The 22514-nt window shown below is 69.6% G+C and carries 22 protein-coding genes; 14 read left to right on the forward strand and 8 right to left on the reverse strand.

Going from position 1 to position 22514, the window contains the following annotated elements; genetic code table 11:
* Positions 1 to 123: 123 nt before the first annotated feature.
* Together IE226_RS39435 and IE226_RS39440 are read left to right on the forward strand one after the other, a co-directional pair.
* Positions 124 to 567, forward strand: coding sequence for a tyrosinase family oxidase copper chaperone (locus IE226_RS39435; RefSeq protein ID WP_229871853.1), 444 nt, complete (start codon positions 124 to 126; stop codon positions 565 to 567).
* 38 nt (positions 568 to 605) lie between these two features.
* Positions 606 to 1478, forward strand: a complete 873-nt coding sequence (locus IE226_RS39440) for a tyrosinase family protein (protein ID WP_190086339.1) — start codon at positions 606 to 608, stop codon at positions 1476 to 1478.
* A 143-nt stretch (positions 1479 to 1621) separates the two neighbouring features.
* On the opposite strand, the gene IE226_RS39445 is transcribed toward IE226_RS39440, so the two are convergent.
* On the reverse strand, positions 1622 to 1915 hold the full coding sequence (locus tag IE226_RS39445) for a chaplin (protein WP_190086340.1): 294 nt from the start codon (positions 1913 to 1915) through the stop codon (positions 1622 to 1624).
* A gap of 159 nt (positions 1916 to 2074) precedes the next feature.
* On the opposite strand from IE226_RS39445, the gene IE226_RS39450 reads away from it, so the two are divergent.
* A complete protein-coding gene (locus IE226_RS39450; RefSeq protein ID WP_190086341.1) occupies positions 2075 to 2344 on the forward strand; it encodes a hypothetical protein in 270 nt (89 codons plus the stop codon).
* A gap of 408 nt (positions 2345 to 2752) precedes the next feature.
* A complete protein-coding gene (fusA, locus tag IE226_RS39455; protein WP_190086342.1) occupies positions 2753 to 4825 on the forward strand; it encodes an elongation factor G in 2073 nt (690 codons plus the stop codon).
* Positions 4826 to 4935: 110 nt separating this feature from the next.
* Here the strand turns inward: fusA and ychF are convergent, their stop codons facing one another.
* Complete coding sequence (gene ychF / locus IE226_RS39460; protein WP_190086343.1) at positions 4936 to 6024, reverse strand: redox-regulated ATPase YchF; 1089 nt, start codon at positions 6022 to 6024, stop codon at positions 4936 to 4938.
* A gap of 197 nt (positions 6025 to 6221) precedes the next feature.
* Between ychF and IE226_RS39465 the strand changes: the two genes are divergently transcribed.
* Positions 6222 to 6881, forward strand: coding sequence for a DUF6542 domain-containing protein (locus IE226_RS39465; RefSeq protein ID WP_190086344.1), 660 nt, complete (start codon positions 6222 to 6224; stop codon positions 6879 to 6881).
* 42 nt (positions 6882 to 6923) lie between these two features.
* Here IE226_RS39465 and ppgK read toward each other — a convergent pair whose 3' ends face one another.
* Both ppgK and IE226_RS39475 read right to left on the reverse strand, forming a co-directional pair.
* On the reverse strand, positions 6924 to 7676 hold the full coding sequence (gene ppgK / locus IE226_RS39470) for a polyphosphate--glucose phosphotransferase (RefSeq protein ID WP_190086345.1): 753 nt from the start codon (positions 7674 to 7676) through the stop codon (positions 6924 to 6926).
* A gap of 35 nt (positions 7677 to 7711) precedes the next feature.
* The gene (locus tag IE226_RS39475; protein ID WP_190086346.1) at positions 7712 to 8695 is read right to left on the reverse strand and encodes a 4-hydroxy-3-methylbut-2-enyl diphosphate reductase; all 984 of its coding nucleotides are present in this window, start codon (positions 8693 to 8695) and stop codon (positions 7712 to 7714) included.
* 84 nt (positions 8696 to 8779) lie between these two features.
* Between IE226_RS39475 and IE226_RS39480 the strand changes: the two genes are divergently transcribed.
* The 4 genes from IE226_RS39480 (at position 8780) to IE226_RS39495 (ending at position 12705) form a co-directional block, all read left to right on the forward strand.
* Positions 8780 to 10189, forward strand: a complete 1410-nt coding sequence (locus IE226_RS39480) for an APC family permease (RefSeq protein WP_190086376.1) — start codon at positions 8780 to 8782, stop codon at positions 10187 to 10189.
* Positions 10190 to 10351: 162 nt separating this feature from the next.
* A complete protein-coding gene (gene xseA / locus IE226_RS39485) occupies positions 10352 to 11563 on the forward strand; it encodes an exodeoxyribonuclease VII large subunit (protein WP_190086347.1) in 1212 nt (403 codons plus the stop codon).
* Positions 11564 to 11696: 133 nt separating this feature from the next.
* Positions 11697 to 11957, forward strand: coding sequence for an exodeoxyribonuclease VII small subunit (locus IE226_RS39490; protein WP_190086348.1), 261 nt, complete (start codon positions 11697 to 11699; stop codon positions 11955 to 11957).
* A 157-nt stretch (positions 11958 to 12114) separates the two neighbouring features.
* The gene (locus IE226_RS39495; protein WP_190086349.1) at positions 12115 to 12705 is read left to right on the forward strand and encodes a malonic semialdehyde reductase; all 591 of its coding nucleotides are present in this window, start codon (positions 12115 to 12117) and stop codon (positions 12703 to 12705) included.
* Positions 12706 to 12796: 91 nt separating this feature from the next.
* Here IE226_RS39495 and IE226_RS39500 read toward each other — a convergent pair whose 3' ends face one another.
* Positions 12797 to 13315, reverse strand: a complete 519-nt coding sequence (locus tag IE226_RS39500; RefSeq protein ID WP_190086350.1) for a DUF4245 domain-containing protein — start codon at positions 13313 to 13315, stop codon at positions 12797 to 12799.
* A 173-nt stretch (positions 13316 to 13488) separates the two neighbouring features.
* Here IE226_RS39500 and glpX point away from each other — a divergent pair, with 173 nt between their 5' ends.
* Positions 13489 to 14526, forward strand: a complete 1038-nt coding sequence (gene glpX, locus IE226_RS39505) for a class II fructose-bisphosphatase (protein WP_190086351.1) — start codon at positions 13489 to 13491, stop codon at positions 14524 to 14526.
* A 119-nt stretch (positions 14527 to 14645) separates the two neighbouring features.
* Here the strand turns inward: glpX and IE226_RS39510 are convergent, their stop codons facing one another.
* Positions 14646 to 15026 (reverse strand): WhiB family transcriptional regulator, encoded by a 381-nt coding sequence (locus IE226_RS39510; RefSeq protein ID WP_190086352.1) that lies wholly within the window; start codon positions 15024 to 15026, stop codon positions 14646 to 14648.
* Positions 15027 to 15181: 155 nt separating this feature from the next.
* On the reverse strand, positions 15182 to 15865 hold the full coding sequence (locus IE226_RS39515) for a DUF1707 SHOCT-like domain-containing protein (protein WP_190086353.1): 684 nt from the start codon (positions 15863 to 15865) through the stop codon (positions 15182 to 15184).
* A gap of 222 nt (positions 15866 to 16087) precedes the next feature.
* On the opposite strand from IE226_RS39515, the gene IE226_RS39520 reads away from it, so the two are divergent.
* Positions 16088 to 17764, forward strand: coding sequence for a fumarate hydratase (locus tag IE226_RS39520; RefSeq protein WP_308429592.1), 1677 nt, complete (start codon positions 16088 to 16090; stop codon positions 17762 to 17764).
* 71 nt (positions 17765 to 17835) lie between these two features.
* Here IE226_RS39520 and IE226_RS39525 read toward each other — a convergent pair whose 3' ends face one another.
* The gene (locus IE226_RS39525) at positions 17836 to 19380 is read right to left on the reverse strand and encodes a ricin-type beta-trefoil lectin domain protein (protein ID WP_190086355.1); all 1545 of its coding nucleotides are present in this window, start codon (positions 19378 to 19380) and stop codon (positions 17836 to 17838) included.
* Between the two features lie 122 nt (positions 19381 to 19502).
* Between IE226_RS39525 and IE226_RS39530 the strand changes: the two genes are divergently transcribed.
* The 3 genes from IE226_RS39530 to IE226_RS39540 all read left to right on the forward strand — a co-directional run bounded on the left by IE226_RS39530 (position 19503) and on the right by IE226_RS39540 (position 22502).
* Positions 19503 to 20915: a class II fumarate hydratase gene (locus IE226_RS39530; protein ID WP_190086356.1), complete on the forward strand. Its 1413-nt coding sequence runs from the start codon at positions 19503 to 19505 to the stop codon at positions 20913 to 20915.
* A gap of 80 nt (positions 20916 to 20995) precedes the next feature.
* On the forward strand, positions 20996 to 21682 hold the full coding sequence (gene fomD, locus IE226_RS39535; protein WP_190086357.1) for a cytidylyl-2-hydroxypropylphosphonate hydrolase: 687 nt from the start codon (positions 20996 to 20998) through the stop codon (positions 21680 to 21682).
* Between the two features lie 175 nt (positions 21683 to 21857).
* Positions 21858 to 22502: a class I SAM-dependent methyltransferase gene (locus IE226_RS39540; protein WP_190086377.1), complete on the forward strand. Its 645-nt coding sequence runs from the start codon at positions 21858 to 21860 to the stop codon at positions 22500 to 22502.
* Positions 22503 to 22514 lie beyond the last annotated feature (12 nt).

Genomic DNA, 22514 nt, shown 5'->3' on the forward strand with positions numbered 1-22514 from the left:
ACGTCGGCATCATCGGCATGCTGATCCTCACGCGCTGGTGGGACTTCTGGACCAGCTGACGGGGCGGGGCGGGGCGGGGCGGAACCGATCGACGACTCGTATCGAACTGCCGGGGAGACAGCGGTGGGCAAAGAAGCGGCGGCCGAAAGGCCGGGCGAGGGACGATTCACCCGGCGGGTCACGATGCGCGGCCTCATCGCGTTCGGCGTCGCGTCCGTGACGGCGCCGGCCGCCCTCCTCTGGCCGACCCGGCACGCGGCCGGAGACCGTACGACCGACGACCGGGGCTCGGGCGCGGGCGCGTTCGACGACCGGGGCTCGGGCGCGTTCGACGAGATGTACGAGGGCCGGCACATCCGGGGCGCGAGAGTCGCCGGTGGCCGGCAAGACGAGGGCGCCGCCTGGGAGATCACCGTCGACGGCCGCCCCCTGCACCTCATGCGGCGCGCCGACGGCGGATATCTGAGCATGGTCGACCACTACCAGTCGTATCCGACGCCCCTCATCGCCACCCGCAGAGCGGTGGACGAACTCGGCCCCGGCCAGCAGCTGCGCGACAACGCCTGAGCACTGCCCCGCACATCGCACCGGAGGAGCGCACCGAAGTGGTCTACACGCGCAAGAACCAGGCCCGGCTCACCAGCACCGAGAAGCGCCGCTTCGTCAACGCCCTGCTCGAACTCAAACGCAAGGGCCAGTACGACGAGTTCGTCCGCACGCACATCGAGCACTACGTCTCCGACGGGGAGAGCGGACTGCGGGTGGCCCACATGACGCCCTCCTTCCTGCCCTGGCACCGCAGGTTCCTGCTGGAGTTCGAGCGGGCCCTCCAGCGGGTGGACTCCTCGGTGTCCGTCCCGTACTGGGACTGGACGGTGGACAGGAAACCGAGCTCATCGCTCTGGGGCAGCGGCCTCATGGGCGGCAATGGACGCCGCTCCGACCGGCAGGTCATGACCGGCCCTTTCGCCCGCAGGAACGGGCACTGGACCATCAAGGAAGGGGCGACGGCCGGCGACTTCCTCATGCGCGACTTCGGCCGGCCGGACAACCCGATCGCGCTGCCCACCAAGGCGGAACTGGCCAGGGCCATGCGCGACCCGGTCTACGACACACCGCCCTGGGACTCCACGTCCGCCAAGGGCTACCGCAACAAGCTGGAGGGATGGACGTCCCGCTCCGGCAACGCCAAGTGGCGCAACCACAACCGCGTCCACCGCTGGGTGGGCGGGCACATGCTCGGCGGCGCGTCGGTCAACGACCCCGTCTTCTGGCTGAACCACGCCTTCGTGGACCTGCTGTGGGACCGCTGGCGGGCGCGGCATCCCCGCTCGGCGCCCTATCTGCCCGCCGAACCGACGGGCGCGGACAACGGCCCGCTGCACGGCCACGTCGCCGCCCGCCACGAGGCGATGCCGCCGTGGGGCGTGACGCCGGACGAACTGCTCAGCCATCGAGGCATCTACCGCTACGGGTGACCGCGCGCTGCCTTCGGCACAGGTGAGCGCCCGCCGCCTTTCGCTACGGGTGACCGCCCGCCGCTATACGGGTGACCGCCCGCCGCCAGGCATCACAAAGCCCCCGGTGGTCCGTGACCGCCGGGGGCTTTCGCATGAGGGGATCAGCCGCCGTAGCCGCCGTGGCCGCCCGGCTTGCCGTGGTGGCCGTGACCGCCGTCGGCGTTCACGCAGGTGTTGCCGAACGCCGGGTTCAGCAGCCCGATGACGTCCACAGTGTTGCCGCACAGGTTGACCGGGACGTGGACCGGGACCTGGACGAGGTTGCCCGAAAGGACACCGGGCGAGCCGACGGCCGCAGCTTCGGCGCCCGCGTCCGCCATGGCCATTCCGGTGCCACTGAGCACCACGGCGCCCGTGCCGAGGGCAACAGCGGCTGCCTTCGCGATGCGAGACATCACGTTCTCCTTTGAATTGACGACTACCGCCGCACGTACGCGGCCGTACTGTCCCTTCAACGGCGTCACGGTCTGCAGGTAACGGCACTGATCGGTACATCATTGGTGAAATCGTCTGAGAGCCCGTGTCCAGTGCTCCCCCGAGCCGTTGCGCATCACATGATCTCAACACGACGAATGGCCGCCGCCTTCGCTCTCGCCGTCGGTGCCTCCGCCCTGGCCGCGCCCGCCGCGAACGCCGCCATCTCCCCCACCGACCTGGTCGACTCGCTCGCCATGAGCGGGATCCCAAAGGAGCAGCAGGACGAACTGCCGACCGTGACCAGCCAGCTCAACGGGCTGAACGAGTTGCACGAGCTGAACCAGCTGCACCAGCTGACCGACATGGCGGCGCCGGTCATGGGGCTGCTGCCCGCGATCGAGCCGTAGACACGCGGCGCCGTAGAGGCACGGCAAAGAGGCAGGGTGAAGAGGTGAAGAGGCAGGGTCGGGCCCTCGGGAGTCCGGCCCTGCTTTTAATTCCCGTGACCGTGCCGGGTACCGCTCACTACACTCGCCGGACATCGATCAGTCAGCCGAGCGAGGGGAGCCGGGCCATGCGTCACCGCACAGCCGTCCGTACTCCCCGTTCGCGGTTCGACGTGATCCTGGTGTCTTCGCCCGCGCGGTAACGGCTGCGCGGCCGTCACCGCTCCACCGCGGCGAACACCGGACCGGCACTCACTGGCCGACCCCTTTTTCCTTCCTGACGCCCGTCACGCCCGTCACGCCGGTCACGCCCATCACGCCCGGAAATCGCGCTGCCCTGCCCCGCATCACACCGAAAGGCCCCGGGCCATGCGCACCAACTCCCGACCCCTGCCGTCCCGTTCCTCCGCCGACGTCCGCAACATCGGCATCCTCGCCCACGTCGACGCCGGGAAGACCACCGTCACCGAACGGATCCTGTTCCTGACCGGCGCCACCCACAAGAGAGGCGAGGTCCATGACGGCACGACCGTCACCGACTTCGACACGCAGGAACGCGACCGCGGGATCACCATCTTCGCCGCGGCCGTCAGCTGCGCGTGGGACGGCCACCGGATCAACCTGATCGACACTCCCGGTCACGTCGACTTCGCCGACGAGGTCGAGCGCTCGCTGCGGGTGCTCGACGGCGCGGTCGCGGTGTTCGACGCCGTCGCCGGGGTCGAGCCGCAGAGCGAGTCGGTGTGGCGCCAGGCCGATCGGTACGACGTGCCGCGTATCGCGTTCGTCAACAAGCTGGACCGGGCGGGCGCCGATCTCGACACGGCGGTCGCGTCGATACGGGAACGCCTGCACACGGCCCCGCTGGTGGTACAGCTGCCGATCGGGCAGGAGGACGGGTTCACCGGCGTCGTGGACCTGCTGCGCATGCGTGCTTCTGTCTGGCACACGCCCGATGGGTCGTACGACGTGATCCCGATCCCCGAGGCCCTGCGCGAGGAGGCGCTGCGGCGTCGGCACCTCCTTGAGGAGACGGTGGCGGAGCTGCACGCCGCGGCGATGGAGGAGTACTGCGCGACGTCGGCGCTCTCCACCTCGGCTCTGGCCTCGGCGCTGCGCGATCTCACGCTCAGCGGCGAGGGCCTGGTGGTGCTCTGCGGTTCCGCCTACCGCAACCGCGGCATCGAACCGCTCCTTGAGGCCGTCGTGGCGTACCTGCCGTCGCCGGTGGACGTGCCCGCGGTGCGCGGAACCCTGGACGGCGCCGTGCGGGAGCGTGCCGCGGACCCCGCGGCGCCGTTCGCGGGCCTTGCCTTCAAGGTGAACGCGACGGCGACCGGGCGCCTTACGTATCTGCGCGTGTATTCGGGAACGATCACGAAGGGAGACACAGTGATGGACGCGGGCACGGGCCGCACCGAGCGGATCGGCCGGATCCTGCGCGTACAGGCCGACCGCCACGCCGAACTGGACCGGGCGACGGCCGGCGACATCGTGGCCGTGGTGGGCCTGAAGACGGCACGCGCCGGTACGACGCTGTGCTCTCCCGCGGCGCCCCTGATCCTCGAACCGCCCACGGTGGCGGCGTCGGTGGTCTCCGTGGCGGTGGAGGCCCACAGGACGGTGGACACGGGCCGCCTCTCGTCGGCCCTCGCCCACCTGGTCGAGGAGGATCCCTCACTGGCGGTGCGGGTCGATCGCGAGACGGGCCAGACCGTCCTTTCCGGCATGGGTGAACTGCATCTGGAGGTCGCCGTGGAGAAGATCCGCCGCGCCCACGGCATCGGGGTCGGCGTGGGCCGCCCGCAGGTGTCGTACCGCGAAACGGTCGTCCGAGGGGTGTCGGACCTCGTGTACCGGCACGTGAAGCAGGACGGCGGCGCGGGTCAGTTCGCGCACGTGGTCATCGACGTCGAGCGCTTGGAGGAACACACGTTCACCTTCACCTCCACGGTGACCGGGGGCCGGGTGCCGCAGGAGTACGTCCGCGCGGTGGAGGCGGGTTGCCGCGACGCGCTCGCCGAGGGCCCCATCGGCGGCCATCCGGTGACGGGCCTGCGGGTGACGCTGACCGACGGCTCGACGCACTCCAAGGACTCCTCGGAGATGGCGTTCCGTACGGCGGGCAGATTCGCCCTGCGTACGGCACTGCAGTCGGCTGTCATGCAACTCCTCGAACCGGTCGTGGAGTTGACGGCGACGGTGCCGGACGATGCGGTCGGCACCGTACTCGGCGACCTGGCGTCACGCCGCGGCCGAGTCACGAACTCGACCACGCGGTCGGGCACGGCCACGATCACGGCAACGGTGCCACTGGCCGAACTATTCGGCTACGCATCCCGCCTACGCAGCCGCACCCAGGGCCGCGGCACCTTCACGACGCGACCACTGGGGTACGCGGCGGCGCCGACGGGGGTCACGACCGCGACGCCGGCCCGGTAGCGACCTGACGTAGACCGAAGCGAAAAAAGGTGGGGCCCGGCTCCAGAGCCGGGCCCCACCTGAACCACGCCTTCGCCATATCCACCGACGTGGCGTATCGCTTCAGCCGCTCACACGTTGAAGCGGAACTCCACAACATCCCCGTCCTGCATCACATACTCCTTGCCCTCCATGCGCGCCTTGCCCTTCGCGCGGGCCTCTGCGACCGAGCCGACCTCGACCAGGTCGTCGAAGGAGATGACCTCCGCCTTGATGAAGCCCTTCTGGAAGTCCGTGTGGATGACGCCCGCGGCCTCGGGGGCCGTGGCGCCCTGCGGGATCGTCCAGGCGCGGGATTCCTTGGGGCCGGCCGTGAGGTAGGTCTGCAGGCCCAGGGTGCGGAAGCCCACGTGGGCCAGGGTGGCGAGGCCGGGTTCTTCCTGGCCCACCGACTGGAGGAGTTCCAGTGCCTCTTCCTCGTCCAGCTCCGCGAGGTCCGACTCCAGCTTGGCGTTGAGGAAGATCGCCTCCGCGGGGGCGACCAGCGCGCTCTGGGCGGCCTTGAACTCGTCGTCCGTCAGCTCGTCCTCGTCCACGTTGAAGACGTAGAGGAAGGGCTTGGTGGTGAGGAGGTGCAGGTCGTGGAGGAGTTCCTCGTTGCCCGAGCCCTGGACGATGCCCGCCGAGAAGAGCGTGTCGCCCCGCTCCAGGATCTCCTTGGCCTCTTCCACCGCCTTCACCTTCGGGGCGATGTCCTTCTTGATGCGCGATTCCTTCTGGAGGCGCGGGAGAACCTTCTCGATCGTCTGGAGGTCCGCGAGGATCAGCTCCGTGTTGATCGTCTCGATGTCGTCCTTGGGCGAGACCTTGCCGTCCACGTGCACGACGTTCTCGTCCTTGAACGCGCGGATGACCTGGCAGATCGCGTCCGACTCGCGGATGTTCGCCAGGAACTTGTTGCCCAGGCCCTCACCCTCGCTCGCGCCGCGCACGATGCCCGCGATGTCGACGAAGTCGACCGTGGCGGGCAGGATCTTCTGCGAGGAGAAGATTTCCGCCAGTTTCGTGAGGCGGGGGTCCGGGACGCCGACCACGCCGACATTCGGCTCGATCGTGGCGAACGGATAGTTGGCCGCAAGCACGTCGTTCTTGGTCAGGGCGTTGAACAGGGTCGACTTGCCGACATTGGGCAGACCGACGATTCCGATCGTGAGCGACACGTTGCGACTTCCCGTACGTGAGTGCTGTGGGTGGACGGCCCGAAGGGCCGGAGCGACCATGGGGCGATCCCCCAGTCTACGGCGTGCGGGCCACGCCCTCGTCGGCGTATCGCTCTCCTATCGAACGCATGGCCAAGGTCGGCCAAAGGGCGTGTCTCATGCCGGATTATCGGTACGGCTCGACCTAGGTTGGTCCGGTGGAGCAACACAGGACGCGTCCCCCTCAGCCTCCGGCCCGGCCGCGACGCACCGCGCCCCTGCCGCCGCAGGGCAGGTCCGGGCCCGCGCAGGGCAGGCCCGCCGAATCCGCGGCCGTCTACCGCGCCGCGTCCCGTCCCCGCCGCCCCGTTCCGCCCTTCGTACGCAAACTGCGCGCGATGCCGCTCTACCGCGCGCTGCGGGCCATGCCGAACCCACGCCTGACGGGGCTCGGCAGCGGGCTCTTCTGCGCCGCGGTGATGTTCCTGCTCGCCTGTCTGCTGTGGCTGCTCTTCGGCGGTTCGATCGTCGCGTACGGCGTGCTGTTCCTGCCCGTGAGCGCGCTGACCGCCCTGTGGGTGCGCCCCGCCGACCTGATGACCGCGCCGGTGGCCGTGCCGATCGCGTTCGCCGTCGGGTTGCTGCCGATCTCGGGGGGCAGCGGGGGGTTCGGCGGGCAGCTCATGGGGCTGATCACGTCCCTCGCGTTGCACGCGGGCTGGCTGTACGGCGGGACGCTCGTCGCCTGTTTCATCGTGATCGTGCGCAAGATCAAGCATCTGGCGCAGCGGCGGCGGGCGCGGCCGGTCAGCGGCGCGAAGCAGACCGGGGGGCGGATTCCCACCGCCCAGCGGCGGCGCGCAGCACCCGCCGAGTAGCGACGTCGGTTCCGGTCCTCGCGGGCGGGGCTGCCATGGCTGCTACGCCTTCCGCGACTCCGCCGCCGCCATCGCCGCCCCCACGATGCCCGCGTTGTTCTGCAGCTGCGCGGGGACAAGCTCGGCCTTGATGTCCTTGATCAGCGGCAGGAACTTGTGGGACTTGCGGCTCACGCCGCCGCCGATGATGAACAACTCGGGCGAGAACAGCATCTCCACGTGCGCCAGATACTTCTGGACGCGCCGCGCCCAGTGCTCCCAGCTGAGGTCCTCGTCCTCCTTCGCCTTGGACGAGGCGCGCTTCTCCGCGTCGTGCCCGTGCAGCTCCAGATGGCCGAGCTCGGTGTTCGGGACGAGGCGGCCGCCGGTGAAGAGGGCGCTTCCGATGCCGGTGCCGAGGGTGAGCAGGATGACCGTGCCCTTGCGGCCGCGGCCCGCGCCGAAGTGCATCTCGGCCACGCCCGCCGCGTCCGCGTCGTTCAGGACGGTGACCGGGGCGCCGCCGCCGAGCCGGTCAGCGATCAGGCTCTCGATGTCCGTGCCGATCCAGCTCTTGTCGACGTTGGCCGCCGTACGCGCCGTACCGCCCGTGATCACGCCGGGGAACGTGGCGCCGATCGGTCCCGTCCAGCCGAAGTGCTCGACCACCTCGCGCACCTTGTCGGCCACGCCGTCGGGCGTGGCCGGTTGCGGGGTAAGCACCTTGTGCCGCTCTTTTGCCAGGTCACCACGGTCCAGGTCTACGGGAGCACCCTTGATCCCGGATCCGCCGATGTCCACACCGAAGATCTGCATGAGAACCACCGTACGGCCAGTGCCCGGCCGTCGCGTTACTTCTGTGACAGCTCCGCGGCCTCGGCGCGCAGGTCGCGGCGGAGCTCCTTCGGCAGCGAGAAGGTGATCGACTCGTCGGCCGTCTTCACCGTCTCCACGTCGCCGTACCCCCGCTCGGCGAGCCATTCGATGACGCCGTCCACCAGGACGTCGGGAACGGACGCGCCCGAGGTGAGGCCGACCGTACTGACGCCTTCGAGCCACGCCTCGTCGATCTCCTCGGCGTTGTCGACGAGATGCGAGGCCGGCGCGCCCGCGTCGAGGGCGACCTCGACCATGCGGATCGAGTTCGAGGAGTTCTTGGAGCCGACGACGATGACGAGCTCGGCGTCCTCCGCCAGCTTCTTCACCGCGATCTGGCGGTTCTGCGTGGCGTAGCAGATGTCGTCGCTCGGCGGGGAGAGCAGATTCGGGAACTTGCCCTTGAGGGCGTCGACCGTCTCCATGGTCTCGTCGACCGAGAGGGTGGTCTGCGAGAGCCAGACGACCTTGTCGGGGTCCCGGACCTCGACGTTCGCGACGTCGTCGGGGCCGTCGACGAGCGTGATGTGGTCGGGCGCCTCACCGGACGTACCGATGACTTCCTCGTGGCCCTCGTGGCCGATCAGGAGGATGTCGAAGTCGTCCTTGGCATAGCGGACGGCTTCCTTGTGGACCTTGGTGACCAGCGGGCACGTCGCGTCGATCGTCGCCAGTTTCCGCTCGGCGGCCTCCGCGTGGACCGTCGGCGCCACTCCGTGCGCGGAGAACATGACGATGGAGCCCTCGGGGACCTCGGCCGTCTGGTCGACGAAGATCGCGCCCTTCTTCTCCAGGGTCTGCACCACGTACTTGTTGTGAACGATCTCGTGACGGACGTAGATCGGGGACCCGTACTGCTCAAGGGCCTTCTCGACGGCGATCACGGCACGGTCCACACCCGCGCAGTAGCCGCGGGGGGCGGCGAGCAGGACTCGGCGGGCAGGAGTCGAAGCAGTCATACCCCCATCGTAAGGCCGAGCCCAGCGCGTCAAAGATCGCCTTCTTGGGGAGACTGGAGGCCTGCGTTCACTTACGGAGGCATGATGTCCGGTTACTCCGGCAACTCAGACACGACGGCCGGTGGTGCTCATCCCGGTGGCGCCCGTCCCGGCACCGCCGCCGAGGACGACGGGCTCCGGCGCAGTCTCAGCTTCCGTGATCTTGTCGTCTACGGCTTGCTGTTCATCGCCCCGATGGCGCCGGTCGGCGTCTTCGGGACTCTCGACGCCAAGTCGCACGGCGCGGTGGCGCTCGTCTACATCATCGCCACGATCGCGATGGCGTTCACCGCTTTCAGCTACGCCCAGATGGTGAAGGTGGCCCCCCGGGCGGGCTCCGTCTTCGCCTACGCGCGCGTGGGGCTCGGCAACGGTCCCGGATTCATCGCCGGGTGGATGGCGATGCTCGACTACCTCCTCATCCCGGCCGTCGCCTATCTCTTCTCCGGTATCGCGATGGAGGCCCTTGTGCCTTCGGTGTCCCGGTGGGTGTGGACGGCGATCGCGGTCCTGGTGACGACCGCGCTGAATCTGTGGGGCGTACGGGCGGCCGCGCGGGTCGGGTTCCTGGTGCTGGCGATGGAGATCGTGGTCCTCCTTGTCTTCGTGGTGTCGGCGATCGTCGTCCTCGCGACGGACGGTGCGCAGCGGGACTGGCTCTCGCCGCTGAGCGGGGACGGCTCGCAGGGTGCGTTCGCGCTGGGGGCCGTGGTGGGAGCGGTGTCGGTGGCGGTGCTCTCCTATCTGGGCTTCGACGCGATCGCCTCGTTCGCGGAGGAGGTGACGGGCGGGTCGGCGAAGGTGGCGCGGGCGGTCCTGTGCTGCTTGGCGCTCGCCGGCGTGCTGTTCATCGCCCAGACGTACCTGGTCGCTCTGCTCGAACCGATGTCGTCGGCCCAGCTCGCCGCCGACCCGGCCAAACAGGGCTCCGCCTTCTACGACGCGACCGACTCGGCCGTCGGGGACTGGCTGCATGACCTCGTGGCCGTCAGCAAGGCGATCGGCGCGGCGTTCGCGGCGCTGGCCGGGCAGGCCGCGGCGGGGCGGCTGCTGTTCGCCATGGCGCGTGACCGGCGGCTGCCGGGGGCTCTGTCGAGAACGGATTCGGGTACGCCCCGGCTCGCGCTGCTGTGTGCGGCCGTCGTGACGCTGGTGGCCGCGGTGTGGGCGGCTCGGCGGGACGACGGGATGGATCACCTGGTCTCGGTGGTGAACGTGGGTGCCTTGACGGCGTTCGTGCTGTTGCACGCGAGCGTGGTGGGGTGGTTCGTCGTTCAGCGGGAAGGGGGGCCTGTCAGCTGGTGGCGGCATCTGCTCGTCCCCGTGCTCGGGGCGGCCATCACCATCGCGGTGATCGTCGAGGCGGCCGGGTCCGCGCAGGTGGTGGGGTTGATCTGGTTTGTTGTGGGGCTTGCGGTGCTGGTGGGCCAGCGGACTCGGCGTGGGCAGTCCTAGGCCGCGTTTTCTGGCGGGGCGCCTGGCGGGTGTCTGTCCTGGACCGCCGCTTCGCGGCGGATGTCTCCCGCCCGCCCACCCGGCACTCCGGGTCCTGCCCTTGTCGTAGGAGGCCGGGGCGGGAGAGCGGGGTCTGTCAGAGCCGGCCGATACGCTCGGTGCATGGCTTTGAATACGTCTGCTGACGCTCCGCTGCCCGTCGGTGAGGTGTCGCGGCTCATCGGGGGGTGGATCGACCGGCTCGGTGCCGTGTGGGTCGAGGGGCAGATCACGCAGCTGTCCCGCAGGCCCGGCGCCGGCGTCGTATTCATGACGCTGCGCGATCCCTCGCACGACATCTCCGTCAGCGTCACCTGTTACCGCCAGGTGTTCGACGCCGTCGCGGACGTCGTCTCCGAGGGCGCCCGCGTCGTCGTCCACGCCAAGCCCGAGTGGTACGCACCTCGCGGGCAGCTCTCCCTGCGGGCCGTCGAGATAAAGCCCGTCGGAGTGGGCGAACTACTCGCGCGCATCGAGCAGTTGAAGAAGAGCCTGGCCGGGGAGGGGCTCTTCGCCGCCGACCGGAAGAAGGCGTTGCCCTTCCTTCCGCAGCTCATCGGGCTCGTCACGGGGCGCGCCTCGGCCGCCGAGCGCGACGTCCTGGAGAACGCCCGGCACCGCTGGCCCGCCGTCCGCTTCGAGGTGCGCAACGTCCCCGTCCAGGGCGTGCACGCCGTCCCGCAGGTCGCGCAGGCCGTGAAGGAGCTCGACGCCCTCGACGCCGTGGACGTGATCATCGTGGCCCGCGGCGGCGGCAGCGTGGAGGATCTGCTGCCGTTCTCGGACGAGCAGCTCGTACGGGCCGTCGCCTCCTGCCGTACGCCGGTCGTCTCCGCGATCGGCCACGAGCCGGACAACCCCCTGCTCGATTACGTGGCCGACCTGCGCGCCTCCACCCCCACCGACGCCGCCAAGAAGGTCGTCCCGGATGTCGGCGAGGAGTACGAGCGCGTGCGCTGGCTGCGGGACCGGGCCCGGCGCTGCATGGACGCCTTCCTGGACCGCGAGGACCGCGGCCTCGCCCACGCGCTCGCCCGCCCCTCCATGGAGAATCCGCACCGCATGATCGAGGAGCGCGAGGAGCAGGTCTCGGCGCTGGTCGACCGCAGCCGCCGCACGCTCGGGCATCTCCTGGACCGCGCCGAGTCGGAGCTGACGCACACCCACGCGCGCGTGGTGGGCCTCTCCCCCGCCGCCACGCTCCAGCGGGGTTACGCGGTGTTGCAGAAGGCGGACGGCTCGGTGGTACGGGCCGCGGAAGAGGTGGACGCCGACGAGGAGCTGCGGGCCAGGGTCGCCGAGGGCGAGTTCACCGTACGGACGGTAGGGCCGTAGGCAGGGCGTAGCACCGCAGGAGACCACAGGAGACCGCAGGGGGCCGCAGATCCCCGGAACCGCAGAACCCCGCGGCACACACATGCCGCACAAGCCACAGAAGCCGTACGAATCGACATTTAGGGTGGGGCACATGACCAGCAAGACGGACGAGGCCACGAGCCCGGCGGACGCACTCGGCTACGAGCAGGCGCGGGACGAGCTCATCGAGGTCGTACGCCGCCTGGAGACGGGCGGCACCACGCTCGAGGAGTCGCTCGCCCTGTGGGAGCGCGGCGAGGAGCTGGCGAAGGTGTGCCGCCGCTGGCTGGACGGCGCCCGCGCCCGCCTGGACGCGGCCCTGGCGGGCACCGACGGGGACAGCGACGACGACGAGGCCGCGGACGACGCCTGAGCCGCCCGCCCGGCGGGATCACGCCCGCGACCTGGTGCGTTGTGAAGCGGATCACCTCACGGCCGATTTGGTTGAAACTTAAACCGCAACGTCGTACGGTCGACACCGCAAGCTGATCCACGCTTCCACCCACGCAACGCACCGAGAAGGTTGATCCATGTCTCTCGTCCTTGACCCCGCCGCACAGGACCTGCTCTTCCGCGAGGCCCGCACCGCGAACTCCTTCACCGATGAGCCGGTCACCGAAGAGCAGGTCCAGGCGATCTACGACCTGGTCAAGTACGGTCCGACCGCCTTCAACCTGTCGTCGCTGCGCATCACGCTGGTCCGCTCCCCCGAGGCCCGCGAGCGTCTCGTCCAGCACATGGCCGAGGGCAACCAGCCCAAGACCGCGAGCGCCCCGCTCGTCGCGATCCTCTCCGCGGACAACGAGTTCCACGAGGAGCTGCCGGCGCTGTTCCCGCACTTCCCGCAGGCCAAGGACGTCTTCTTCGCGGAGCGCCCGGCCCGTGAAGGCGCCGCGCACCTCAACGCCGCGCTGCAGGCCGCCTACTTCATCATCGGCGTGCGCGCCGCCGGTCTGGCCGCGGGCCCGATGACCGGCTTCGACGCCGCCGGCGTCCAGAAGGAGTTCCTGGACGACGACCACACCCCGCTGATGGTCGTCAACATCGGCAAGCCCGCCGAGAACGCCTGGTTCCCGCGCTCCCCGCGCCTCGAGTACGACCAGGTCATCGAGACCGTCTGAGACTCGGACGCGTAGTACGCCCCGGACACGCAGCACGAGTGAGGGCCCCGGCGACAGCGCCGGGGCCCTCACTCGTTCGTTTCCGCAGGTGTCAGGACGTCTTCAGCGCCCGCGCCATCTCCGTCAGCTGCCCGAACGAGGCCGTGCCCGCGACCACCGTCGTCGCGCCCTTGTCCTCGCGCACCAGGGCGTCGTACGTCGCGCCCTTGTAGCGGTGCCACGTCTTGCCGCCGATCTCCTCGGTGGCCTTCGTCCGCTCGGCCCGCTGCGTGGCCTCGTCGATGAACTCGGACGGCTTCGCCGTGGACTGCTTGACCGCGACGTACTCACCGGACGGGGCGAGGTACCCCAGGTGCCAGCTGTCGCCCTTCGAGCCGTCGAACCGCACCGACGTCGGCTTCCACGCCTTGGCCAGGCCCTCGGGCGCGGCCACCGGATAAGCCGCGGCCCTGCGCGCGGACAGCAGCTCCACGCGGTAGTCGACGCGCTTGACGGGGCTCTTGGAGTCGTCGTGCGGGATGAAGATGTACATCGCGCCGGCGACCAGAACGATCACCGCCATCGACCACAGCATGTTCCGTACGGTCTGCTTGCCTTGTCTGCCTGCCACGTCCCCATGTTCTCAGGCCACGGACGCGGCTCTTCCCCCGGTGCTCCCCAAGCGGGTGCCCAGTGCCCGTTCCGCTCATGCGTGGGGCCCTCTGCTCATTTTGTCGGCCTACGGATAGAGTCAAGTCACACCCTCATCCGGCCGTCGTCGTATCAGCAGAAAGGTGCGCTCCGATGACCGAGCATCAACACCATCTCCCGTCCGAGCTCGAAGTCTCTCCCGAGGCTCCCGACCGCAACCTCGCCCTGGAGCTCGTCCGGGTCACCGAGGCCGCCGCCATGGCCGCGGGCCGCTGGGTCGGCCGCGGCGACAAGATCGGTGCCGACGGCGCCGCCGTCAGGGCCATGCGGACCCTCGTCTCCACCGTCTCGATGAACGGCGTCGTCGTCATCGGTGAGGGCGAGAAGGACGAGGCCCCGATGCTCTTCAACGGCGAGCGCATCGGTGACAGCACCGGCGCCGAGGTCGACATCGCCGTCGACCCGATCGACGGTACGACCCTGTGCGCGAAGGGGATGCCGAACGCCATCGCCGTGCTCGCCGCCGCCGACCGCGGCGCCATGTTCGACCCGTCCGCGGTCTTCTACATGGACAAGCTGGTCACGGGCCCCGAGGCCGCCGACTACGTGGACATCAACGCCCCGGCGTCCGTGAACATCCGCCGCGTGGCCAAGGCCAAGGGCCGTTCGCCCGAGGACGTCACGGTCATGATCCTCGACCGCCCCCGCCACGAGGGCATCGTCAAGGAGATCCGCGAGACCGGCGCGCGCATCAAGTTCATCTCGGACGGCGACGTCGCCGGTTCGATCATGGCCGTACGCGAAGGCACCGGCGTCGACATGCTCATGGGCATCGGCGGCACCCCAGAGGGCATCATCTCGGCCTGCGCGATCAAGTGCCTGGGCGGCGTGATCCAGGGCAAGCTGTGGCCGAAGGACGACGCGGAGCGCCAGCGCGCGCTCGACGCCGGGCACGACCTGGACCGCACCCTTTCGACGACCGACCTGGTCCAGGGGGACAACGTCTTCTTCGTCGCGACCGGCATCACGGACGGCGAGCTGCTCCAGGGCGTGCGCTACGCCGCGGAGACCGCCTCGACCTCGTCCCTGGTCATGCGCTCCAAGTCGGGCACGATCCGCAAGATCGACTCGGATCACCGCCTCGCGAAGCTGCGCGCCTACAGCGCCATCGACTTCGACCGCGCCAAGTAGACTTGATCGCGCGCGAGTTGCGCGTGCAGCGCGAGTTGCGCACGACAGAGGGGGCGCCCCGTGCGGGGGACGCCCCCTCTGTTGCGTACGGACCGGTCGACAGACCAGGTGACGAACGGCTATCCCGCGGCGGCGATCGGCCCCGCGGACGTGTGCGCGGCCTTCTTGAGCTCCACCTCGCGCCGGCGCCGCCTGGCGAGCACCACGCGGCGCTCGGCGGCCGTGAGGCCGCCCCAGACTCCGTACGGCTCGGGCTGGAGCAGTGCGTGCTCCCGGCACTCGACCATCACAGGACAGCGGGCGCAGACCCGCTTCGCGGCTTCCTCGCGGGAGAGGCGTGAGGCGGTGGGCTCCTTGGACGGGGCGAAGAACAGCCCGGCCTCGTCTCGGCGGCACACCGCCTCGGTGTGCCATGGAGCGTCTTGGTTCCTATCGCGCACTGGCACCCGCGGGGCCGGAACAGCGGCGACCTGCAGGGACTGATGCGACGGCTGCAGCACGGGTCTACTCCTGACGACGGCTTCGCGAGCGAGAGACGATGCAGCAAGCTCTACCCGCTGTGCATGCGCCTATGCACTGAGTTCCGATGTACGAAAGTTCGCGCTGCCGTCGAGCGCGTGCGCCCCTGCTTTGGTGGCCGAATGCGCCCCCTCGTTCAGTGCCCCAGATGCTTGCGCAGCTGCTTGTGCAAGTCCCGCACGAGCTTGCCCCGCTTGGGTTTCGCCTCGATGTTGCCAAGGACCGCGAAACCGTCGACGAAGACCACCGGAGCGTCCTGTTCGGCTGAATCGAGCATGTCCACCTCGAAGTTGCCGAGAATGCCCGTACCGCGTCCCCGCAGCGAGACGTTCTCCGGGACGCGGACCTCGACGTTGCCGAAGACCGAGACCGCCTTGATGAGGACCTGCCGCTGCTCGAAGATCGCCTCGCTGAGATCGATCTCCACGTTGCCGAATATCGCGTACGCGTGGGTGCGGCGGCCCACGCGCCAGCGGCCCTTGCGGACGGAGCTGCTGAAGACCGCGACCAGGTTCTCGTCGGGGACCGGGGGCACCGAGCCGTCCGAGGGCCGGACCGGGGCGGGCTCGGGCCTCGCCGTCGACCGCCCCGCGCCGCTCGCCGCCGGCAGGTCGCTGACCAGCGGCTCCAGGTCACCCATGGTCTTGGCGCGATAGACGCCGTCGATCCGCTCGCCGTGCTCCTCCGCGGTGAGCCGGCCCTCCGCGAGGGCCTCGCGGAGGATGTCCGCCGTGCGGTCCCGGTCGGCGTCCGACGCGCGCAGGCCTGCCGGCTGCGGGTCCGGGTGGGTGGTCTGCTGGGGGCGCTTCTCTAGGTCCACACCGCTCAGCGTACCCAAACGCGATAGATCGCGACTAGACCCGCGGAACCCTGACGCATCCCTGAACTACCCCAGCGGCCTCCAGCAGCTTCTACTGAGCCTTACCTCACAGGCTCGGCCCGATCCGCGCGTTCTACGCTGGTTGGCGCGCCGCCAATGGAGGCCGCGCCGCTGTCTGCCGAGTGAGGAATGGCCGTAATGTCTGTTAGCCCCCGCCCACCCATCCCGGCGTTCGAGTACTCCGAACTGCTCCCCCTGGGAGAGGACACCACGCCGTACCGGCTGGTGACCGCCGAGGGTGTCTCCACCTTCGAGGCCGACGGGCGGACGCTCCTCAAGGTCGATCCGGAGGCGCTGCGCAAGCTCGCCGCCGAGGCGATCCACGACATCCAGCACTACCTGCGGCCCGCGCACCTGGCCCAGCTGCGGCGCATCGTCGACGACCCGGAGGCCTCGGGCAACGACAAGTTCGTGGCGCTCGACCTCCTGAAGAACGCGAACATCGCGGCGGCGGGCGTGCTCCCCATGTGCCAGGACACCGGCACGGCGATCGTCATGGGCAAGCGCGGCCAGAACGTCCTCACCGAAGGCGAGGACGAGAAGGCGCTCTCCAAGGGCATCTACGACGCGTACACGAAGCTGAACCTGCGCTACTCCCAGATGGCCCCGCTGAACATGTGGGAGGAGAAGAACACCGGCTCCAACCTCCCGGCCCAGATCGAGCTGTACGCGACCGACGGCGGCGCCTACAAGTTCCTCTTCATGGCCAAGGGCGGCGGCTCGGCCAACAAGTCGTTCCTCTACCAGGAGACGAAGGCCGTCCTGAACGAGGCCTCCATGATGAAGTTCCTGGAGGAGAAGATCCGCTCCCTGGGTACGGCCGCCTGCCCGCCGTACCACCTGGCGATCGTCGTCGGCGGCACCAGCGCCGAGTTCGCCCTGAAGACCGCGAAGTACGCCTCCGCGCACTACCTGGACGAGCTGCCCGCCGAGGGCTCCCCGACCGGCCACGGCTTCCGCGACAAGGAGCTGGAGGAGAAGGTCTTCGAGCTGACGCAGAAGATCGGCATCGGCGCGCAGTTCGGCGGCAAGTACTTCTGCCACGACGTACGCGTGGTGCGTCTGCCCCGGCACGGCGCCTCGCTGCCCGTCGCGATCGCCGTCTCCTGCTCGGCCGACCGCCAGGCCACCGCGAAGATCACCGCCGAGGGCGTCTTCCTGGAGCAGCTGGAGACGGACCCGGCGCGCTTCCTGCCGGAGACCACGGACGAGGCCCTCAACGACGACGCCGAGGCTGCCGACGTCGTGAAGATCGACCTCAACCAGCCCATGGACGACATCCTCGCCGAGCTCACCAAGCACCCGGTGAAGACCCGCCTCTCGCTCACCGGCCCCCTGGTCGTGGCCCGCGACATCGCGCACGCCAAGATCAAGGAGCGGCTCGACGCGGGCGAGGAGATGCCGCAGTACCTGAAGGACCACCCGGTCTACTACGCGGGCCCCGCCAAGACCCCCGAGGGCTACGCCTCCGGCTCCTTCGGCCCGACGACGGCCGGCCGGATGGACTCCTACGTGGAGCAGTTCCAGGCGGCGGGCGGCTCCAAGGTGATGCTCGCCAAGGGCAACCGCTCCAAGCAGGTCACCGACGCCTGCGACGCGCACGGCGGCTTCTACCTGGGCTCGATCGGCGGCCCCGCCGCGCGCCTCGCCCAGGACTGCATCAAGAAGGTCGAGGTCGTCGAGTACGAGGAGCTCGGCATGGAGGCGGTCTGGAAGATCGAGGTCGAGGACTTCCCGGCCTTCATCGTGGTCGACGACAAGGGCAACGACTTCTTCCAGAACCCGGCCCCCGAGCCGACGTTCACGCACATCCCGGTGCGCGGCCCGGGCCTGGCGTAAGTACTGCGGCTACGGCCCCTCCACGCGCGCGTGCAGGGGCCGCAGCCGTACCGCGCTCTCGATCGGAACTCTCAGGCGAACCGCTGGTCGGCCGCCCCTGCGCACTTCTGGAGCCGCAGCGGCTCCTTGGCCCCCGCCAGGGTCAGACAGAGCCCGGTGTCGGCGGCGGGACGCACCGTGCCCGCCTCGCGGACGAACTTCTGGTTGCCGCCGCCGTGGCAGTTCCACAGCGTCACGGCGGCCCCCTCCTTGTAGGCGCCGTCGGGCACGTCGAGACAGCGGTCCTGGGTCAGGCCGGTGTGCAGCGAACCCCGGCCGCCGGAAGTGCCGTCGTACCACCAGGTCTGGTTGCGGTTGCCCGTGCAGTCCCAGCCCTGCACCTTGGTGCCGTTGCGGGTCTTGGACGCGTCGACGTCCACGCACGTCCCCGTGCCCTCGTTCTTCAGTGGCTTGTACGCGTCGTCCCAGCCGCCCCGGTACAGCTTCGGGCTGCCGGTGCTCGCCGGGTCCGCGCAACCGCCCTCGCTCAAGCCCGCTTCGTAGATCTGCGTCAGGCAGGACGCGAAGGCCGCGTGGCCGCGGGCGTTGGGGTGGAAGGACTGGCGGACCGAGTTGGAGTCCGGCGGGAAGGGGTTGGACAGGTCCACGTAGAGGCCGCGCGCCCAGGTGTCCTCCATGCAGACCTCATGGCCGTGGAAGAGCCGGGAGTTGTCGAGGTAGGTCGCCCCTGCCGCCTTCGCCGCCTTGCGCATGCCGGTCTCGAAGGCGGGGACGGCGTAGTTGCGTCCCCACTCGGTGTCGGAGTCGTAGCCGAGACCGCCGCAGACCAGTTTGCCGGGGAACTTCGGGTTGTCCCGGAAGTCCGGGCCGATCGGGCTCGGGTAGCCCATGACGACCAGCTTGTAGTCGTCGCCCGCGTATCCCGCGTCCTTCATGACGGTCTTCAGGTCGCGGATGGACTGCTCGACCTTGGGCACGAGCGCGTCGACCCGCGCCTGCCAGCCCGCCGAGTACTTGCCCGCGCAGGCCCCCTGGCCGAGCAGGAAGCGCGTCACGCAGTCGGTCATCACCGGCGCGAACTGGAGGTCGTCGTTGGCCCCGATGACCAGCATGACGGCCTTGATCCGGGTGTTGCGCGCCTTGATGGCGAGGTTGTCGCTCTGCACCAGCTCGTCGGGGTACTGCTTCTGGCCGCCGATCCTGATGTTGACGGTCTGCGCTCCCGAGCAGGCGACGTTGTACGTCTCGTCCGCCGGGATGCCGGTGCGGTGGATCGCGGCGTCCGGGGAACGGTGGCACCAGTTGTCGGGGCCGTCGGTGCCGGGTTCGTACGTTCCGACGCCCTCCCCCGAGATCTCGCTGTCCCCGAGCGAGATGAGGCCGGTCTTCCGGTCGGCCGGCGGGCGTTCGGCCGGATCGCCGTAGAGCTTGGTGGCCTCGGCCGCCCGGATCTTCTCCAGTTCGGGCGGAAGGGGCGTGGCGGCCGTCACGGCGCTCTTGCCCTCCGCGGCCTGTGCGGGCGTCCCCGCGACGGTGCCGAGCACCGCCGCCATCGCGACGGCTGCCGCGAACGTACGTCGCGGCCCGCTCCGGCGGCCGTGTCTGGTGCGCTTCATTGCGCCTCCCCGGTTTGGTGTTACCCACGGTTTTTACTGGTGGGTAGGAGCATTGGGAACACCTAGAACAAGACAAGTGCTCAACTTTTCGACGGGATCCGACGAAGGAGTAGGTTCGAGGGATGACCAGCGACGCCATTGCAAGCGACAGCGGTGAGTACCGGATCGAGCACGACTCCATGGGCGAGGTGCGGGTCCCCGTCCACGCCAAATGGCGGGCGCAGACGCAACGGGCGGTGGAGAACTTCCCCGTGTCCGGGCAGCGCATCGAGCGCGCGCACATCGCCGCGCTCGCCCGCATCAAGGCGGCGGCGGCCAAGGTCAACGCGGACCTCGGGGTGCTCGACAAGGACGTGGCGGCGGCGATCGCGGACGCGGCCGGCGAAGTGGCCGAAGGCCGCTGGGACGAGCACTTCCCGGTGGACGTCTTCCAGACGGGGTCCGGCACCTCGTCCAACATGAACACGAACGAAGTCCTCGCGACGCTGGCCACGGAGAAGCTCGGCCGCGACGTCCACCCGAACGACCACGTGAACGCGTCCCAGTCGTCGAACGACGTCTTCCCCTCCTCGATCCACATCGCGGCCACCGGCGCCGTGACGCAGGACCTGATCCCGGCGCTCGAACACCTGGCGGCCGCTCTGACGCGCAAGTCGGAGGAGTTCGCCGACGTGGTGAAGTCCGGGCGCACACACCTGATGGACGCGACGCCCGTGACCCTCGGCCAGGAGTTCGGCGGCTACGCGGCCCAGGTGCGCCACGGCGTCGAGCGGCTCAGGGCCTCGCTGCCGCGGCTGGCCGAACTGCCGCTCGGCGGCACGGCGGTGGGCACCGGCATCAACACCCCGCCCGGCTTCTCGGCGGCCGTGATCGACGAGGTGGCACGGGTCACGGGGCTGCCGCTGACCGAGGCGCGCGATCACTTCGAGGCCCAGGGCGCGCGGGACGGCATCGTGGAGACCAGCGGCCAGCTGCGGACGATCGGCGTCGGTCTCACGAAGATCGCCAATGATCTGCGCTGGATGGCGTCGGGGCCGCGGACCGGGCTTGCCGAGATCAACCTGCCCGATCTGCAGCCCGGTTCCTCGATCATGCCGGGCAAGGTGAACCCGGTGATCCCGGAGGCGGCGCTGATGGTCGCCGCGCAGGTCACCGGCAACGACGCGACGGTGGCCGCCGCCGGCGCCGCGGGGAACTTCGAACTGAACGTGATGCTGCCGGTCATCGGCAAGAACGTCCTGGAGTCGATCCGGCTGCTCGCCAACGTCTCGCGGCTGCTCGCCGACAGGACGGTGGACGGCATCACCGCGAACGCCGAGCGCGCCAGGGAGTACGCCGAATCCTCGCCCTCCGTCGTCACCCCGCTGAACAAGTACATCGGGTACGAGGAGGCGGCGAAGGTCGCCAAGAAGTCCCTCGCCGAGCGCAAGACCATCCGGGAGGTCGTGCTCGAAGGCGGTTACGTCGAGCGGGGCGAGCTCACGCTCACGCAGCTGGACGAGGCGCTGGACGTGCTGCGGATGACGCGGCCGTAGGGCGATTTCGCACGGCGCCCGGACGGGCCCGCCCCGGCAGGTTCCGGGAGGTCCGTCCGGGCGCCGACTAATATCTCTGCATGACAGACCTCACCACGCCGCCAACGACGAGCAGCGAGGCAGCACGCTGGGTTCCCGGCTCCCATGTGCTGTGGCGGTACAAGGACAACGCCGGGGACGGGATACACATCTGCCGGCCCGTCACGGTCGTACAGGACACCGAAGAACTGCTCGCCGTGTGGATGGCCCCCGGCACCGAATGCGTGAAGCCCGTACTCGCCGACGGGACCGCCGTGCACCGCGAGCCCCTGGCCACCCGCTACACCAAGCCCCGTGCCCTGCGCAGGGACCGCTGGTTCGGCACCGGCGTACTGAAGCTCGCACGGCCCGCCGAGCCGTGGTCGGTGTGGTTGTTCTGGGATCCGGGATGGCAGTTCAAGAACTGGTACGTCAACCTGGAGGAGCCGCGTGCCCGTTGGGCCGGAGGCGTTGATTCCGAGGATCACTTTCTGGACATCTCCGTACGGCCGGACCGGACCTGGCAGTGGCACGACGAGGACGAGTTCGCCCAGGCCCAGCGCGCCGGCCTCATGGAGGCAGGAAAGGCGCGGGAAGTCAGGGCGGCGGGACACGCCGCCATCGACGTGATCCGTTCCTGGGGACGGCCGTTTTCGGACAACTGGCAGCACTGGCGCCCCGATCCGGACTGGGAGATTCCACCCCTTCCGGATGACTGGGACCGCACGCCCACGCATGTGACGTCATGAGACCCTTGATGCGCCCCCATGGTTCAAACGTAGGATCGTCCTCCGCAAGGGCGCACAGCGATAACTCAGCAGCAACTCCCTGAGCTCGCGCGTTGCCTGACTGTTTGTCATCGAGGGGCGGCAGAACGTGAGCGAGGCGAGCGAGCTCGACAGGTACGGCGGGCCGGCCGGCCCGATGCCCGACCGGACGGGGCAGGCCGAGGCCTTCGACGCCATCGGAGCGCACTACGACAGCGCCTTCCCCCACAAGGACGGCCAGCTGGCGGCCGGACGCAGGCTCGCCGACGCGCTGCCCGCCGGGTCACGTGTTCTCGACGTGGGATGCGGCACCGGAGTCCCGACCGCCCGGCAGCTGACCGACGCCGGGCACCGCGTCCTCGGCATCGATCTGTCGCCCGGCATGCTCGACATCGCCAGGACAAACGTTCCCTCGCAGAACGCCGATTTCCGGCAGCTCGACCTGGCGGCACTGCGGGCCGAAGGGCCCGACGGAGTCGGCGAGTTCGACGGGATCGCGGCTTTCTTCGCGCTCCTGATGCTGCCGCGCGCCGAAATCCCGTACGCTCTGCGGCTGCTGCACGGACTGCTGCGCCCCGGCGGCCTGCTCGCGCTCTCCATGGTCGAGGCCGACCTGGACGACGCGGGTATTCCGTTCCTGGGGCACACAATCCGGGTATCCGGTTACCTGCGGGACGAACTGCGGCAGGTAGTACGTGACGCGGGCTTCGACATCCTCGACGAGGACACGTACTCCTACGCCCCGGCGAGTACCGACGTTCCACCCGAGCACCAGATCTTCCTGCACTGCCGACGCGGCTGACCAAAGTAGCCA

It is taken from the genome of Streptomyces longisporoflavus (assembly GCF_014649775.1).
GTDB lineage: Bacteria > Actinomycetota > Actinomycetes > Streptomycetales > Streptomycetaceae > Streptomyces > Streptomyces longisporoflavus.